General features: G+C 40.2%; 16 protein-coding genes. 15 read left to right on the forward strand and 1 reads right to left on the reverse strand.

The genetic code is table 11. The annotated features are described in order from the left end of the window. Positions 1–15 precede the first annotated feature (15 nt). The 4 genes from AC6CIB_RS00535 to mntR all read left to right on the forward strand — a co-directional run bounded on the left by AC6CIB_RS00535 (position 16) and on the right by mntR (position 3437). A complete protein-coding gene (locus AC6CIB_RS00535) occupies positions 16–762 on the forward strand; it encodes a metal ABC transporter ATP-binding protein (RefSeq protein ID WP_299737824.1) in 747 nt (248 codons plus the stop codon). A 15-nt stretch (positions 763–777) separates the two neighbouring features. Continuing rightward, on the forward strand, positions 778–2076 hold the full coding sequence (locus AC6CIB_RS00540) for a metal ABC transporter permease (protein WP_498277345.1): 1299 nt from the start codon (positions 778–780) through the stop codon (positions 2074–2076). Next, a complete protein-coding gene (locus tag AC6CIB_RS00545) occupies positions 2066–2941 on the forward strand; it encodes a metal ABC transporter permease (protein WP_498277346.1) in 876 nt (291 codons plus the stop codon). The genes AC6CIB_RS00540 and AC6CIB_RS00545 overlap by 11 nt, the downstream gene beginning before the upstream one ends. Before the next feature lie 79 nt (positions 2942–3020). Continuing rightward, a complete protein-coding gene (gene mntR, locus AC6CIB_RS00550) occupies positions 3021–3437 on the forward strand; it encodes a transcriptional regulator MntR (protein ID WP_498277348.1) in 417 nt (138 codons plus the stop codon). 120 nt (positions 3438–3557) lie between these two features. Here the strand turns inward: mntR and AC6CIB_RS00555 are convergent, their stop codons facing one another. After that, positions 3558–3776, reverse strand: a complete 219-nt coding sequence (locus AC6CIB_RS00555; protein WP_148969402.1) for a DUF3892 domain-containing protein — start codon at positions 3774–3776, stop codon at positions 3558–3560. Between the two features lie 215 nt (positions 3777–3991). Between AC6CIB_RS00555 and AC6CIB_RS00560 the strand changes: the two genes are divergently transcribed. The 11 genes from AC6CIB_RS00560 (at position 3992) to AC6CIB_RS00610 (ending at position 15006) form a co-directional block, all read left to right on the forward strand. Next, positions 3992–4666 carry a class I SAM-dependent methyltransferase gene (locus AC6CIB_RS00560; RefSeq protein ID WP_498277350.1) on the forward strand — a complete coding sequence of 225 codons (675 nt, stop codon included), beginning with the start codon at positions 3992–3994 and terminating at the stop codon, positions 4664–4666. Between the two features lie 241 nt (positions 4667–4907). After that, on the forward strand, positions 4908–6599 hold the full coding sequence (locus AC6CIB_RS00565) for a formate--tetrahydrofolate ligase (RefSeq protein ID WP_498277352.1): 1692 nt from the start codon (positions 4908–4910) through the stop codon (positions 6597–6599). Between the two features lie 27 nt (positions 6600–6626). Beyond that, positions 6627–7124 (forward strand): hypothetical protein, encoded by a 498-nt coding sequence (locus AC6CIB_RS00570; protein WP_498277354.1) that lies wholly within the window; start codon positions 6627–6629, stop codon positions 7122–7124. Positions 7125–7168: 44 nt separating this feature from the next. Next, the gene (locus AC6CIB_RS00575) at positions 7169–8032 is read left to right on the forward strand and encodes a DegV family protein (RefSeq protein WP_498277355.1); all 864 of its coding nucleotides are present in this window, start codon (positions 7169–7171) and stop codon (positions 8030–8032) included. 91 nt (positions 8033–8123) lie between these two features. Further along, positions 8124–8768, forward strand: a complete 645-nt coding sequence (locus tag AC6CIB_RS00580) for an HD domain-containing protein (protein WP_498277356.1) — start codon at positions 8124–8126, stop codon at positions 8766–8768. Further along, positions 8765–10651 (forward strand): ABC-F family ATP-binding cassette domain-containing protein, encoded by a 1887-nt coding sequence (locus tag AC6CIB_RS00585; RefSeq protein ID WP_498277357.1) that lies wholly within the window; start codon positions 8765–8767, stop codon positions 10649–10651. The genes AC6CIB_RS00580 and AC6CIB_RS00585 overlap by 4 nt, the downstream gene beginning before the upstream one ends. A gap of 78 nt (positions 10652–10729) precedes the next feature. Beyond that, complete coding sequence (locus tag AC6CIB_RS00590; RefSeq protein WP_498277358.1) at positions 10730–11857, forward strand: conserved virulence factor C family protein; 1128 nt, start codon at positions 10730–10732, stop codon at positions 11855–11857. Between the two features lie 23 nt (positions 11858–11880). Next, entirely contained in the window at positions 11881–12315 is a 435-nt protein-coding gene (locus tag AC6CIB_RS00595) for a BrxA/BrxB family bacilliredoxin (RefSeq protein ID WP_498277359.1), read from the forward strand. Between the two features lie 111 nt (positions 12316–12426). Continuing rightward, positions 12427–13203: a class I SAM-dependent methyltransferase gene (locus AC6CIB_RS00600; protein WP_498277360.1), complete on the forward strand. Its 777-nt coding sequence runs from the start codon at positions 12427–12429 to the stop codon at positions 13201–13203. A gap of 342 nt (positions 13204–13545) precedes the next feature. Next, positions 13546–14136: a YpjP family protein gene (locus AC6CIB_RS00605; protein ID WP_498277361.1), complete on the forward strand. Its 591-nt coding sequence runs from the start codon at positions 13546–13548 to the stop codon at positions 14134–14136. Between the two features lie 180 nt (positions 14137–14316). Then, positions 14317–15006: an anthrax toxin lethal factor-related metalloendopeptidase gene (locus tag AC6CIB_RS00610; protein ID WP_498277362.1), complete on the forward strand. Its 690-nt coding sequence runs from the start codon at positions 14317–14319 to the stop codon at positions 15004–15006. The last annotated feature ends 17 nt before the right edge of the window (positions 15007–15023 follow it).

Raw genomic sequence — 15023 nt, forward strand, 5'->3', positions numbered from 1 at the left:
TTAGGAGGCGATACCATGAATTCAGTTGATATAAAGGGATTAACCGTTGCCTATCATAGAAAACCGGTTTTGATGGACGTAGAATTTTCTGTTCCAAAAGGGAGATTGATCGGAATTGTCGGCCCTAATGGTGCAGGAAAATCTACATTAATTAAAGCCATTCTGGGTTTGATTCCCCGCTCGTCCGGTGATATCAAAATCTTTGAAAAAGCCTATTCCCCTAAAAGCAAATTAGTTGGGTACGTCCCTCAGCGTGGATCTGTAGATTGGGATTTCCCTACAAATGCATTGGATGTCGTATTAATGGGGAGATATGGTCATTTAGGCTGGTTTAAGAGGCCATCAAAAAAAGATGTTCAATTTGCAATGGAGTGTCTCGATAAAGTAGGAATGACTCAATTTGCATCAAGACAAATAAGTCAGCTATCAGGAGGACAGCAGCAAAGGGTTTTCCTTGCAAGGGCACTGGCTCAGGAAGCGGAAGTCTATTTCATGGATGAACCATTTGTTGGTGTGGACGCTGCAACGGAAAAAGCAATCATTTCTTTATTAAATGAATTAAAGGAACAAGGCAAGACCGTATTGGTTGTTCATCATGATTTACAGACTGTTACAGAGTATTTTGATTGGACGCTGTTACTGAATAGAAAAACTATCGCCTATGGTCCAACGAAAGATGTGTTTAGCGTAGAGAATCTACAACTAACCTATGGAGGGAAATTATCTTTCCTGGAAAAGGATCAAATGTTAATTCATCCTTAGAAAGAGGTGCATAAGATGAATCATTTATGGCAATCGATTTTAACGGACGGAAATACACAATGGGTATTGCTGAGTACCTTATTACTGGGGATTGCGAGCGGAGTTTTAGGCAGCTTTGCTTTACTAAGGAAACAAAGCTTAATAGGGGATGCGGTCGCCCATGCAGCATTGCCGGGAATCTGTTTTGCATTTATGTTCATTGGTGAGAAAAATTTCTTTGTACTATTGATTGGTGCTGCCGCCACTGGTCTCCTTGCTGCTTACACGATACAACTCATTACGAACACAACGAGAATAAAGGAAGACACGGCTATTTGTTTGGTATTGTCTGTATTCTTTGGATTAGGTATCGTCCTTTTAACAAAAGTCGCTCAAATGCCTACTGGTAACCAAAGCGGTTTGGATGATTTCATCTTTGGGCAGGCAGCTTCCCTGGTGGGGAGAGATGTTCAGCTTATGGGCTTTACGGCAGCGTCTTTAATTATTATTACGTCACTTTTATTCAAAGAATTTAAGGTGAGTACCTTTGATCCTCAATTCGCGAGGGGAATCGGGCTTCCTGTAGGTTTTTTGAATTTTCTTTTTGTTTCCTTACTAGTTATTACGGTTGTCATCGGTATTCAAGCAGTAGGTGTCATCCTGATGGCAGCTATGCTGATCACTCCTGCCATATCAGCAAGATACTGGACGGATTCATTGCGGACAATGGTCTTTATTTCAGGAATTATCGGAGGCTTATCAGGGGCAGTCGGAACGCTGATCAGTACCCTTGGTAAAGGGTTATCGACCGGTCCTTTCATCGTATTGACGGCTACAGTTATTTTTATCGTATCCATGCTGTTCTCTCCGAAGCGCGGATTAATCTCGGTTATATTGAAAAGGTTGAAAAATGATGATCGACTGGCTATGCGCTTTATATTGAAAAAGATGTATGAATCAGGTAAACAAACGATACGTGTAGATCATTTATTTCAACAAAGTAATATTTCTAAATTAAAATTTAACCGGGTATTGAAGCATCTAATGAAAAAAGGTTACCTGGATCAAGAGGATGGAATATTGACGATTACTAAATCAGGGCTAATGAAAGCGGAGCAATTCAGCTTTGTTGATGAAATCATGGAACTGAAAGAGATGTACCCTAGTGAGTTGGGGTCACTTGATATTCATTGGATTGAAAAGGAAGAAAAAGAGACGTTATCAAAAGAGCAACTCACAAAGCTGCAAATGAAAATGTCCGACATTTATATCCAATATCCTTTCTTAAATGTAAAAATGTCAAGTAGAAGAGGGGGGCAAGGGTATGAGTTATGAATTATGGATTCTTCTGACTGGTAGTTTAGTTGGTTTATCCTGTGGCATCGTAGGATGTTTCTTAATCCTGAGAAAGATGTCGATGTTAGCAGATGCAATCAGTCATACCGTGCTCCTCGGATTGGTTATGGCATTCATTGTCAGTCAAAGTATGAATGGATTTTATATGTTGATCGGTGCAGCAGTGGCTGGATTGTTGACTACCTTTATGGTTCAGTTATTGAATTCCAGCGGGATCCAGGAAGATGCTGCAATAGGTGTAGTGTTTACTTCCCTGTTTGCTGTAGGAGTCATCCTCATTTCATTGTTTGCTAAGAATGTTCATTTGGATGTGGAACATGCCTTAATGGGTGAAATTGCATTCGTCCCTTGGAATACCTTGTCATTGCCGATACTCGGGGACATTCCTAAATCAGTTGTGATGCTGGGATCTGTATTGCTAGTGGATATCCTCATCATTTTCCTTCTGTTCAAAGAGTTTAAATTAACCTCTTTTGATCCAAGTATGGCAGCGGCAATTGGAATCCCGGTACTTGCGGTTCATTATATATTAATGGGTCTGGTATCCGTTACGACTGTATCCGCATTTGATAGCGTTGGTGCGATTCTTGTGGTAGCGATGCTCATTGCCCCTGGTGCTACAGCATATTTACTTACTGACCGATATAAAGTGATGCTTCTTTTAAGCGGGGTAATTGGAGTCTGTGACAGCATCATCGGATATTACGGGGCAAAGCTGTTCGATGTGTCCATTTCCGGTGCAATGGCAGTGGCCGCCGGACTTGTATTCTTCATCGTATGGATGTTATCACCAAAATACGGGTTGATTTCAAGGTTCTTAAATCAGCGATTGACAGAGGAGTAATTTAAAGTGCTTGGGTTGTATTCATTCTGTACTTATAGTAAACTTTTAATGATATTTATGGGAATTTGGAGGGTACAGAATGCCTACACCAAGTATGGAAGATTATATAGAACAGATTTATATGTTAATTGAGAACAAAGGTTATGCAAGAGTATCAGATATAGCAGAAGCTTTATCTGTTCACCCCTCCTCAGTTACCAAAATGGTGCAGAAGTTAGATAAGGACGATTATCTCATTTACGAGAAATATCGCGGGCTTGTTCTGACTCCAAAAGGAAACAAAGTAGGGAAGCGTTTAGTATATAGACATGAACTGTTAGAGCAATTCCTTCGTGTAATTGGAGTGAAAGAAGAGCATATTTATGAAGACGTGGAAGGAATCGAACACCACCTAAGCTGGGATTCCATTGATCGTATTGGAGATCTCGTCCAATTCTTCGATGAAGAGAAGGACCGGGTAAAAGAACTTCGAACAATTCAAAATCGTAGTGAATAAAAAATCATGACAACTCCGAACAAAGACAAAAGGACTTCATGCAGCATGGCATGAAAGTCCTTTTTGTTGTATTTAGGTACTGTTTAATTCTCAGTGCACATGTCAGGAATAGGTTCCCGATTAAAAAATTGAAGGATAGTCATTGAAGCTTCCGTCATCAACGGACATACTTGATAATTCTGTTTCTCCCCATTCATTCTCATTCAAGGTCACTCCTTGAAGTAATCCCTCTGAAGCTTCCAATACAGCTTTTCGATAGGAGATTATACGGCCAGAAGAAGTTTGGAAACTGATAATGTCTCCATGGTAGTTCCGTTGAACTTTAGAAATCTCTTCCATACAACATCACCTTTCTTGTTCTGATTATAAAAATAGTATGGACAAAAAGGATGGAAAACATAATCGACTTGCCAATGCGACTATTAAGTTTACATAATATTATTATTTATTCAGCGTTGTCCAAGTCTTCACTCTTGGAAAGAAGGATTTTCGCTTATCGAATGAGAATATAGAACAAAAGAGAAAAAAAGAGAAAATATTATTGAGGTGTACATATGAAGAATTCAGAATGGCATACAAGTGCGAAAACCCGCTGGGAAGACAATGCAGATCACTGGCACGAACGAAGTGTTGAAATGTGGACGAGTGGAAGCAGGAAAGCGATCATCCCATTCTTTACTAAACATATTGATTCTGGGAAGTGTGTAGCTGATTTAGGATGTGGTGACGGGTATGGTTCCTACTTATTATATAAAAAGGGATATGTGGTCACAGGGATGGATTTCTCTGAGAAAATGGTTGAAATAGCTAAAAAGCAAGAAAAGGACAAACTATCATTTTTCCAAGGTGATTTGCGATCCCTTCCATTTCAAGATGAACAATTTCATGCCGTCATGGCGATAAATTCAGTTGAATGGACTGAAAATCCCTTACATACTCTGAACGAAATCGAACGGGTTGTGACTCCGAATGGGTACATATGTATTGCTTTATTAGGCCCTACTGCTCACCCCAGAGATAATGCCTTTCCACGTCTACAAGGAAAGGAAGTTATATGTAATACGATGATGCCATGGGAATTAGAGAAACTGGCTAGTGAAAAAGGGTGGAAGAAGGTCGATGAAGACTGGGTCTATAAAAAGGGTGTGAAGTCGTCCTTAACAGAGAATCTCACAAATGAATTAAAACAGGCTTTAACCTTTATGACCTTGTTCATGTTCCAAAAATAATAAAACATGATCGATTCTCTAGTGTGAGGACCGATCATGTTTTTATTAGGAAAGATCATAATGGTGAAGATATAAATTCAAAAGAGATAAGGTTGATTTATAGTGTAAAATAAAGAAATACTACAGAGTACAAACCGTTTGTAAATGAAGTTTAAGAAAAAGCATGCTTTTTCTTAAAGATTGATTGAAATAAAAGGACATGCTGCTTAACTGTAAATATGAAACTAGAAGGTGAGTTCAAGTGACGACAACGAAGAAAAAAGTAAAATCAGATATTGAAATTGCTCAACAATCTACTATGCAACCGATACTGGATATTGCGAAAAAAATCGGTCTCACAGAAGATGATCTAGAGCTTTATGGTAAATATAAAGGGAAATTATCCTATGAAGCGATACATACACTCAAGGACCATTCCAATGGGAAATTAATCCTTGTAACGTCGATTAACCCGACTCCGGCAGGCGAGGGGAAATCAACGGTTACAGTAGGACTGGGGGATGCGTTAAATCAGTTAGGTAAAAACACCATCATTGCCATGAGGGAACCATCACTTGGTCCAACGATGGGAATCAAAGGCGGAGCAACAGGAGGAGGGTATTCCCAAGTCCTGCCCATGGAGGATATCAACCTTCATTTCACAGGGGATATCCACGCTATTTCGACTGCGAATAACGCTTTAGCCGCATTGGTAGATAATCATATCCATCAGGGAAATGAATTGAATATTGATCAAAGAAGGGTCGTATGGAAACGGGCTCTGGATATGAATGACCGTGCGCTTAGACAAATCATCGTTGGTTTAGGTGGACCGGTACAAGGTGTTCCCCGTGAAGACGGATTTGATATTACAGTGGCGTCTGAGATTATGGCTGTTCTTTGTTTATCTCAAAATCTTGAGGAATTAAGAAGAAGGCTTGGAAGGATGGTTGTCGCATACAACTTTTCAAAACAACCGATTACCGTCGAAGATTTAGGAGTTGAAGGTGCGCTGACATTATTGTTAAAGGATGCCCTAAAGCCTAATCTCGTTCAAACGATCGAACATTCTCCTGCCCTTATTCATGGCGGACCATTCGCAAACATCGCCCATGGGTGTAATAGTGTCATGGCGACCAAAACAGCCCTTAAGCTGGCTGATTATGTTGTGACGGAATCTGGATTTGGTGCTGATTTAGGAGCCGAGAAGTTTCTGAATATCAAATCTCGAGCTGCAGACTTAGTCCCGGATGCCATCGTGCTTGTAGCCACCATCCGTGCTCTGAAAATGCATGGAGGTCAAGGGAAAAGTAATCTTCAAGCTGAAAACCTTCAGGCTCTGCAAAAAGGATTAACTAATCTGAAGAAGCACATGGAAACGTTAGATCATTTCAACGTACCTTATGTGATTGCCGTTAATCGATTTGTGACGGATAGTGATGACGAAATCCAGACCCTTATCAAGTGGTGCGAAAACCTGGGAGTGCAAGTTTCACTAACCGATGTATGGGCTAAAGGTGGAGAGGGTGGAAGAGACTTAGCCGAAAAGGTATTGCATGAGATCGAAGGGAACACAAAAGAATTTTCTCGTCTATATGAACTTTCTGATTCACTCCAATCTAAAATTGAAACGATTGCGAAAAAGGTTTATGGAGCGAAAGAAATAGATTACACGGTAAAAGCACGAAAGCAGCTCCAGCAATTTGAAGATCAAGGGTGGGGGATCCTGCCTGTTTGTATGGCTAAGACTCAATATTCCTTATCCGATGATCCATCTAAACTCGGGCGGCCTGAAGATTTTACGATCACAATCAGAGAGCTTAAGCCGAAAATTGGAGCCGGATTTATTGTTGCATTAACAGGAGAAGTAATGACCATGCCAGGCCTGCCAAAAAAACCGGCAGCATTCGGAATGAATGTGGATGATGACGGCAGGGCTGTAGGGTTATTTTAGTCATTGAGGATTGAAGGAGAGGAGAGTATGTTTGATCCAACAGCATTTGATAACTTAAAGGTAGTCTTTGAGGGAGCTGTCTATGATCTTGATTTGACAGGTGAAATCCAAATCCTTGACCGGAAGGATTTATTTGACTTTGCCCACTATGAACGTTGTTATCAAATTCACTATTCTTTACCTTACAAGAAATCCATTTCGATAGAATTTCATTTGAAAGCTGATATGGGTCATTTTCTGGCAGAGAGAAAGATGATGACAGAAATGAATACGGCAGGAGCTGACATCCTCATCGTCTATAAAGGCGATGAGAAGTTGCATCATTGCCGGTCGTTTCTTGAAGAAACATGGAGTAAGGATAAAAATTGGGAATGGAAAGAAGTTACATCTTCTCTTCAACCGACTGCCTACGAGGGGGTTCTGACTTTTAATAGAGTCATTACAGAAGAAATGGTGGATGATGTTCTTCAAATGATCTCATTTTCGGTTGATACATTACAACAGCTTGATCGAAAAGACTTCTAGCACTACAAGGAGTTCATCATTATATAGAAAAAGGGGATTTTACAATGAGAATAGCCTGGGTAACAGATAGCACAGCATTTGTTCCAATTCATTCAAGTAGTAAAGAAAATCACATCTATATCGTTCCAATGAATATACTTTTTGGGGAGCGGGAGTATCAAGACGGTGTAGACTTATCTCCGGAAGAGTTGTTCTTGAAATTAAAGGAAGAAAAGGTAGAAGTGAAAACCTCACAACCTTCAATCGGGACGTTTAAAGCGTTGTATGAAAAATTATCCAAGGACTATGATTATATCTTTTCAATCCATGTTTCTTCTCATTTCAGCGGCACATATTCATCTGCCCATCAAGCTGCAGAACTGTTAAAGGATACAGCACCGAACATTATCTGTATAGATTCGAAGGTCATTTCCAATCCATTGACAGAATTGATCCTTTTCGGTCAAAGATTACTGCATGAAGGGAAAGACCCACTACAAACAAAAGTAGCAATTGAAAAAAGAATCGCTTCTTGTGAAACCTATGTAATGGTGGGCAGCTTAGAGCAACTACATAAAAGTGGACGAATGAGTGGGCTTTCGTTCTTCTTGGGGAGTGTTCTTAATGTAAAGCCTATGCTTGCGATAGAGAATGGAAAACTTGAAGTGAAGGACAAGGTAAGAAGTATTAAAAAAGGATTGACGAGGATGAGCGATCGCTTAGATCAAGCTCTATCTGTGAAAAAAATAACGAAAGTATCCGTATTACACGGGTTAAACCGGGAAGATGCCATAGAATGGATTGGACAATTGAAAAAAACGTACCCGGAGATCGAATTTGGGGCGTATCCTTTGGGGGCTGTAATTGGAGTGCATGCAGGAGCTAATACGATCGGAATAAGCTGGTTTGGAGATAACGAAGAGAATTAGTAGCGAAAGGAGGGATGTGTAGAATCATACATCCACTCCTTTTTATTCTGATTAGAGGATATTATTTGGTACAATAGAGGAGAAGGTGACTATGGAACGGAAAAAGCTGGACGGTATAATCGACTATTTAAAACATGAGTACCTGGGTGAGTCTACAGGACATGATTGGTATCATTTGGATCGTGTACGAAAACAGGCGCTTATCATTGCCAGGAGAGAAAATGTACCCCATACATATATCATCGAGCTGGCTGCATTGCTACATGATGTTCCGGATGATAAGTTCGTGGAAGAAGAAAAGGGGAAGAAAAGGCTGGATCACATCCTATCCACCCTCTCTCTTACGGAAACTGAAACGAAATTACTGAAATCGATTATTTATTCCATATCTTATAAAGGTGGTCATGAAGCAGTATTAACATCCATAGAAGCGAAAATCGTGCGCGATGCCGATCGCCTTGACGCCATTGGTGCCATCGGGATTGCCAGAACGTTTGCATATGGAGGAAAGAAAGGTCGACCGCTGTATAACCCTGAATTTCAAGTAAGGACGGAGATGACCGTAGAGGAGTACAGAAATGGGGATAGTTCCAGTGTCCATCATTTTCATGAAAAGTTATTAAAGCTGAAAGACTTAATGTGTACGGAAACGGGAAGGAAACTGGCAGTGGAACGTCATACTTTCATGTTGCGGTTTTTAGAGCAATTTAATAAAGAATGGACTGGTCAAGAATGAGAATGTTAACAGCTGAGAATCTTTCTAAAACGTATGGAGAGAAAACTCTGTTTAAAGATATATCGTTTTCGATTACTGAGAAAGAAAGAGTCGGACTGATCGGGGTGAATGGAACGGGTAAATCAAGCCTGTTGAAACTCATTGCCGGGATGGAAGAATATGATACAGGTGAGTTGACGAAGCCGGGCGATTATCATATTGCCTACCTTCAACAGGAGCCTGCTTTTGATGGGAATTTAACCGTGATACAACAAGTGTTTCGTGGTGAAGCAAAAATCATTCAAGCTATGCGGAATTATGAAATAGCCCTTATGGAAATGGAGAACAACTCAGAAAATCCTCGAATACAAGAGGATTTATTTGAAGCTCAAAAGCAGATGGATATCCTTCACGCCTGGGACGCAAGTGCAAATGCGAAATCCATTTTAACAAAACTGGGAATTCACGACTTTTCAAAGAAAATGAGCGAGCTATCAGGTGGACAAAAAAAGAGAGTGGCGCTGGCAGGCGTCCTGATTGAAACTCCGGACTTATTAATCCTGGACGAACCGACCAACCATTTAGACTACCAGTCCATCAAATGGCTGGAAGATTATTTAGGAAAGTATAACGGATCTGTGTTACTCGTGACCCATGACCGTTACTTCCTCGATAAGGTAACGAACAAAATCTTTGAATTGGATGGAGGAAACCTTTACTCCTACAAAGGAAATTATGCTTCATTTATTGAGGCGAAGGCTTCCAGGGAAGAGGTGGAACGCCAATTATCCGAAAAACAGCAAAATCTTTATCGAAGAGAGCTTGCCTGGATGAGAAGGGGAGCAAAAGCCAGAACCACTAAACAAAAGGCTCGAATTCAACGATTCGAAAATTTAGAGGATACAATGTCTTCAGGTCCCTCAGGCGGACAGGTTGAAATGGCAATCGGAGGAAACCGTCTGGGTAAACAAGTATTTGAGTTCAAGAATGCTTCAAAAATGTTTGAAGACAAGCGGATTTTAGAGGAGTTTTCTTTCCTCATTAAGCCTAAAGACCGAATCGGAATCGTAGGTAAAAACGGGAGCGGAAAATCAACTTTTCTTAACCTCCTTGCCGGAACCGATGCGCTTACAAGTGGTGAATTACTTAAAGGCCAAACCGTAAAAGTCGCTTACTATACCCAAGGTCATGAAGAACTTGATGAGAATATGCGTATGATCGAATATATAAGAGAAGCAGGAGAATATATAACGACGGATAAAGGAGAGCAAATCTCTGTTACATCCATGTTGGAAAGATTCCTCTTTCCCATGAGCACGCATGGTACATTGATCCAGAAGCTTTCCGGTGGAGAAAAACGAAGACTCTTCTTGCTTAAGCTATTGATGTCAAAACCGAATGTCCTTTTGCTTGATGAGCCGACGAACGATTTGGATACAGAAACCCTCACCGTTCTGGAAGATTATATAAATGAATTTTCAGGTGTTGTCATAACCGTTTCCCATGACCGCTACTTTTTAGATAAAACAGCTGAGCAATTACTGGTCTTTAATGGCGATGGACAAATCGACTTTTACTTTGGGGAATATACTGAGTACCTGGAAAAGAACGAAGCTAAAAGTAAGAAGCAGGATCCGGTCAAGAAGCAAGAATCTGCTCCCGTGAAAGAAGAGAAGGAAAAAGAGAAAAAGAGGCTTTCTTACATGGAAAAGAGGGAATGGGACGAAATCGAAGAAAAGATGGCAGACATTGAGAAGAGGATAGAAGAAGCAGATGCTGAGCTGCAAAAGGTCGGCAGTGATTTTGAAAAAGCACAACAGTTAATGAACGAAAGTGAAAAACTCAACGAGCAATTGGAAGAGCTCATTGAAAGATGGACATACCTTTCCGAATTTGCTGAATAAGTCTCTTCGTTTAAGGCATCATGGATACTGTGTTAGAATGGATGGTATACGAACTGTTTATAGAAAGGGGTAACAAGCTTGAGGATAGTATCGATTGAACCTACTCCAAGTCCTAATACGATGAAAGTTCTTCTTGATCAGGAAATGAAAGCCGGGAAGAGCAATAATTATAAAAAAGATGAAGCGGACGGGGCTCCTCCCGTCATTAAAGATATCCTTGCCATTGACGGCATTAAAGGGGTCTATCATGTTGCCGACTTCTTAGCCGTTGAACGAAATGCGAAATTCGATTGGCAAGAGCTTTTGCCACAGGTTAGAAAAGCATTCGGTGAAGATACTCTAGACCAGGAAAGTGAATCTCCCATGGAAGAACATTTTGGTGAAGTGAATGTGAGCGTGCAGATGTTCAAGGGAATTCCGATGCAAGTAAAGGTGACAGACGGGGAACAAGAGAAGCGATTTTCCCTTCCCGCCCCATTCCTGGCGGCGATCGGTCAGGCTCAAAAAGATGGGGATAATGTTGTCCTTCTCAGAAAGTGGAAAGATTACGGTATCCGGTACGGAGGCTTAGATGAGATTGGTAACAATGTGACGGAAGAACTAGTTGCAGCCTATCCTTCTGAAAGGCTGGGAGCACTTGTCGAAGAAGCACAGGAAACAACCGATTCCAAGGGACCTCTCATTTACAAGAAAAAGCAAAAGGTGAGTGTCTCGGACTTTGAAGCCCCGGACTGGCAAACAAGGTATCAGAAGCTGGATGCGATGGAGGATCCGACGTTAGATGATTTACCTCTCTTGGAGAAAGCCCTGGAGGACGAGAAAGTAGCCATTCGCCGATTGGCTATTGTCTATTTGGGAATGATTGAAGATGAAAAAGTACTTCCTTTGCTGTACAAGGGTTTACGTGATAAATCAGTCACAGTTAGGAGAACTGCTGGGGATTGCCTTTCGGACTTAGGTTTTGCAAAAGCCACTCCGGAAATGATTCAGGCCTTAAAGGATAAGAGTAAACTTGTCAGATGGCGTGCTGCCATGTTCCTTTATGAAGTAGGGGATGAATCTGCACTGCCTGGCTTACGGGAAGCGGAAAATGACCCTGAATTCGAAGTGAAGCTTCAAGTGAAAATGGCCATCGAACGAATAGAAGGCGGCGAAGAAGCAAAAGGATCTGTTTGGAAACAGATGACCGAATCACGTCACCAATAAAAGTGGGAAAGGGTTGATTATAGATGTCAATGGCATACGAAGAGTATATGAGACAGTTAGTTAAGCCGATGAGACAAGAACTTACACAAGCAGGCTTCAAAGAGTTGGGTACAGAAGAAGAAGTAGTGAATTATATGGAAAATGCAGATGGAACAACCTTGGTTGTTGTTAACTCTGTATGTGGGTGTGCAGCGGGACTTGCAAGACCCGCTGCAACGCAGTCAGTCATGAATAATGAAAAAACACCGGATCACCTCGTTACTGTCTTTGCTGGACAAGACAAAGAAGCAACAGCCAAAATGAGAGAGTATTTCGAAGGGTACGAACCTTCCTCCCCATCAATGGCTTTACTTAAAGGAAATAAAGTCGTTCACTTCATCCCAAGGGAAGAAATTGAAGATCATGATATTTCATCGATTATTTCTAATTTATCCACAGCTTATAACGAAAATTGCTAAAGACCAAAAAGAAACGGGTGACTCTGTCATCCGTTTCTTTTTATGGTAGGATAAATAAACGTTAGAAAAAACGTACAAGCAAAATGGTACCATTAAAGGAGAATGTTTATCGTGTTTGTCACAACATGCGGGAGAGCGAACCAGGAAGTTATAGAAAAAGCACATAAAACAGCAGAGATACTCGATATTCCCTATATCCCCAGAAAAAAGAGATCGATTTTACACCATATGAATCTGCACGAACAAGACTGTTTAGTGATCGGAAAAGAGAGATTAGAACTTCATACTAGAGATGAAAAAAGCGAACCGTTTTTTTTTCACCCTAACTCCGCTTCCTTCCGAATCAAAAGAATCATTCGCGGAGAGACCGATCCACTCCTAGAAGCTGCTGACCTTAAAGAGGGCATGAGTTTCCTGGACTGTACACTAGGGCTTGCTTCAGATAGTATTATCGCCAGCCATATCGTCGGTGAAAAGGGAAAAGTAGTGGGAATCGAAGCGAATAAGTATATCTCGCATATCCTTCATCACGGACTTCAGGACTGGGTATCTCCCCTTCATGATCTGAATAGAGCCATGAATCGAATCAGTGTCATCAATGGACATTTTCAGGAAGAATTAAAGAAAATACCGGATGATGCATTTGATGTCGTTTACCTTGATCCCATGTTTGAAGAAGCCTTAAAAGATTCTCATGGAATTAACCCGATCCGCCAATGGGCAAGCTATACAGGCTTAACAAAAGAAGGGGTAGAAGAAGCAAAAAGGGTGGCCAAAAAGAGGGTAGTATTAAAAGAACACTATCAGTCCTCATTATTCGAAGAACTGGGATTTGACGTCATGAAAAGACCATCAGCCAAATTTCACTTTGGAATTGTTCGGGTATAAAGAATTTGTTTAAATAATAGGCTTTGTTTTTATGTTAGGTAAAAGGCAATCAACAGCGTTATTTTAACAAATACAATAAAATAGACAGGCAAATTAAGCCTGTCTAATCATCTAAGTATTAATCGGTAAATCCTAGTACAACGAAATAACCTAATAGAAGTAAGTATCCGATATTGATCATAAGTCCTGTATCCATCTAGTTATCCTCCTTACAAAGTATCCTCTTTAATATACTACCACATAAATATTTTTATATCCTACAAAAAAATGAAACCTTTTTCACTTTTTATCCGTAAGAAATAGTATAATAATAGACGTAATACATAGGAAAGGACGTTATCTATGTCAATCTGGCTCAAAAAGTCGTTTTTTATCCTGCTATCCATTCTAACATTTGGACTTGTTTCCCCTTCACAAGCCTTTCTAAATGAACAAAATCACACCATGGCAAAAGGCAATGGAAAGCCTTCGTCGGTTGAATCTGTTCCAGAGGAAGTACTGGAAGAGGAGTCTTCCATTTCCCATGAGGATTTCATAGGAAATATGATGGTCCAAGCAGAGAAAAACGCTTATGAAAAATTCGGTACTAAGATCAAGCCTGTCATTGAAGACGAATTCAAGTCTTTAATCCTTCCTAAGATCGAAAAGGCGATAGCTGATACAGCTGTTCAATTTCCAGAAGAAGACTTAACGTCACTTACTATTTCAGAAGTGCCTCAATATGCAAAAACAGAAAAGATGTTTCATATTTATGATGAACGCTCTGGAGAAGATGTCATACGATTTCATGTAAGAAAAGATCATCCGCCGAAAGATGGCTATTACTTCAACTTTCACTATCATACAGTGCATGATCAATTTCAAGCACACCATGATTTAGGAAGCATTTATTGGGATAAAAACACTCCGCCACAATGGAGGAGTGTCTCCTGATTTTAACGTCCATATAAGAATAAAGGCAAGTGCGTGAATCCTGCGTGCTTGCTTTTTTTGTGTTTTCGAACCTGAAAAGTCTCATACTAATGCCCTATTGGAAACAATCTCTCCTAAAAACGACTCTATCATTATGTTAAAATAGTAATAACTATCTATAGAAGAAAGGAGGGAAAATAAGTGAAGCGCATCTTTATTTTCCTCACTATTTCGGTTACTCTAGTCATTCTGTGGACTCACTCAAAAGCAAACTACAATGGGACCCTCTTAAAGCATTCTCCTCTTAAAACACAATTACAACTTCAATCCAGTAAACAATTAGAAAATATGGTTCTGTTGCCACAAGCTGCTTATGATAAAACAGCTGCTATGGAAATGATTGAAAGATTAGATCATATTCCAACCTCACTCTTAGAGTCTACGAATTCACAGGAAATCAAAATAAGGCTGTTTGAAAAAAAATTAACCGATTTTTCTACCACAAGTCACTTGAAAGGAGTAACCCCAAGAGGGTACACTAATAAAAGTATTACATGGGATGACGTTCCTGGAATTGGTGGATCGAAGCTTGTATTAGTGAAAATCGGTCATAGTGAGAAAGGGAAGGGTCATAATTCGACTAATCTGGAATTACATGAACTCGCTCACAGTATTGATCGGTACGTCTTAACGGACCTTTATTACGAGCTGGAATTTTTGCCTCTTTGGAAGAGGGAAGCTCCACGGGTATTTCCGAATGACCCCTATTTTCATCAATACAAAGAAGAGTATTTTGCTGAAACATTTGCTATGTATTATTTAAACTCGGAAACTAGAAATCTCCTAAAGAAGAAGGCACCAGCAACATATCAATTCTTTAAAGAACTATAAACTTATAAAAGGTGTGG

This window comes from Rossellomorea sp. GQ25 (assembly GCF_059758515.1).

Excerpts from the sequence above, each read along its gene's own strand:
- AC6CIB_RS00535 (WP_299737824.1), top strand. The coding sequence starts at position 16 with ATGAATTCAGTTGATATAAAGGGATTAACCGTTGCCTATCATAGAAAA.
- AC6CIB_RS00540 (WP_498277345.1), top strand. The coding sequence starts at position 778 with ATGAATCATTTATGGCAATCGATTTTAACGGACGGAAATACACAATGG.
- AC6CIB_RS00545 (WP_498277346.1), top strand. The coding sequence starts at position 2,066 with ATGAGTTATGAATTATGGATTCTTCTGACTGGTAGTTTAGTTGGTTTA.
- mntR (WP_498277348.1), top strand. The coding sequence starts at position 3,021 with ATGCCTACACCAAGTATGGAAGATTATATAGAACAGATTTATATGTTA.
- AC6CIB_RS00555 (WP_148969402.1), bottom strand. The coding sequence starts at position 3,776 with ATGGAAGAGATTTCTAAAGTTCAACGGAACTACCATGGAGACATTATC.
- AC6CIB_RS00560 (WP_498277350.1), top strand. The coding sequence starts at position 3,992 with ATGAAGAATTCAGAATGGCATACAAGTGCGAAAACCCGCTGGGAAGAC.
- AC6CIB_RS00570 (WP_498277354.1), top strand. The coding sequence starts at position 6,627 with ATGTTTGATCCAACAGCATTTGATAACTTAAAGGTAGTCTTTGAGGGA.
- AC6CIB_RS00575 (WP_498277355.1), top strand. The coding sequence starts at position 7,169 with ATGAGAATAGCCTGGGTAACAGATAGCACAGCATTTGTTCCAATTCAT.
- AC6CIB_RS00580 (WP_498277356.1), top strand. The coding sequence starts at position 8,124 with ATGGAACGGAAAAAGCTGGACGGTATAATCGACTATTTAAAACATGAG.
- AC6CIB_RS00585 (WP_498277357.1), top strand. The coding sequence starts at position 8,765 with ATGAGAATGTTAACAGCTGAGAATCTTTCTAAAACGTATGGAGAGAAA.
- AC6CIB_RS00595 (WP_498277359.1), top strand. The coding sequence starts at position 11,881 with ATGTCAATGGCATACGAAGAGTATATGAGACAGTTAGTTAAGCCGATG.
- AC6CIB_RS00605 (WP_498277361.1), top strand. The coding sequence starts at position 13,546 with ATGTCAATCTGGCTCAAAAAGTCGTTTTTTATCCTGCTATCCATTCTA.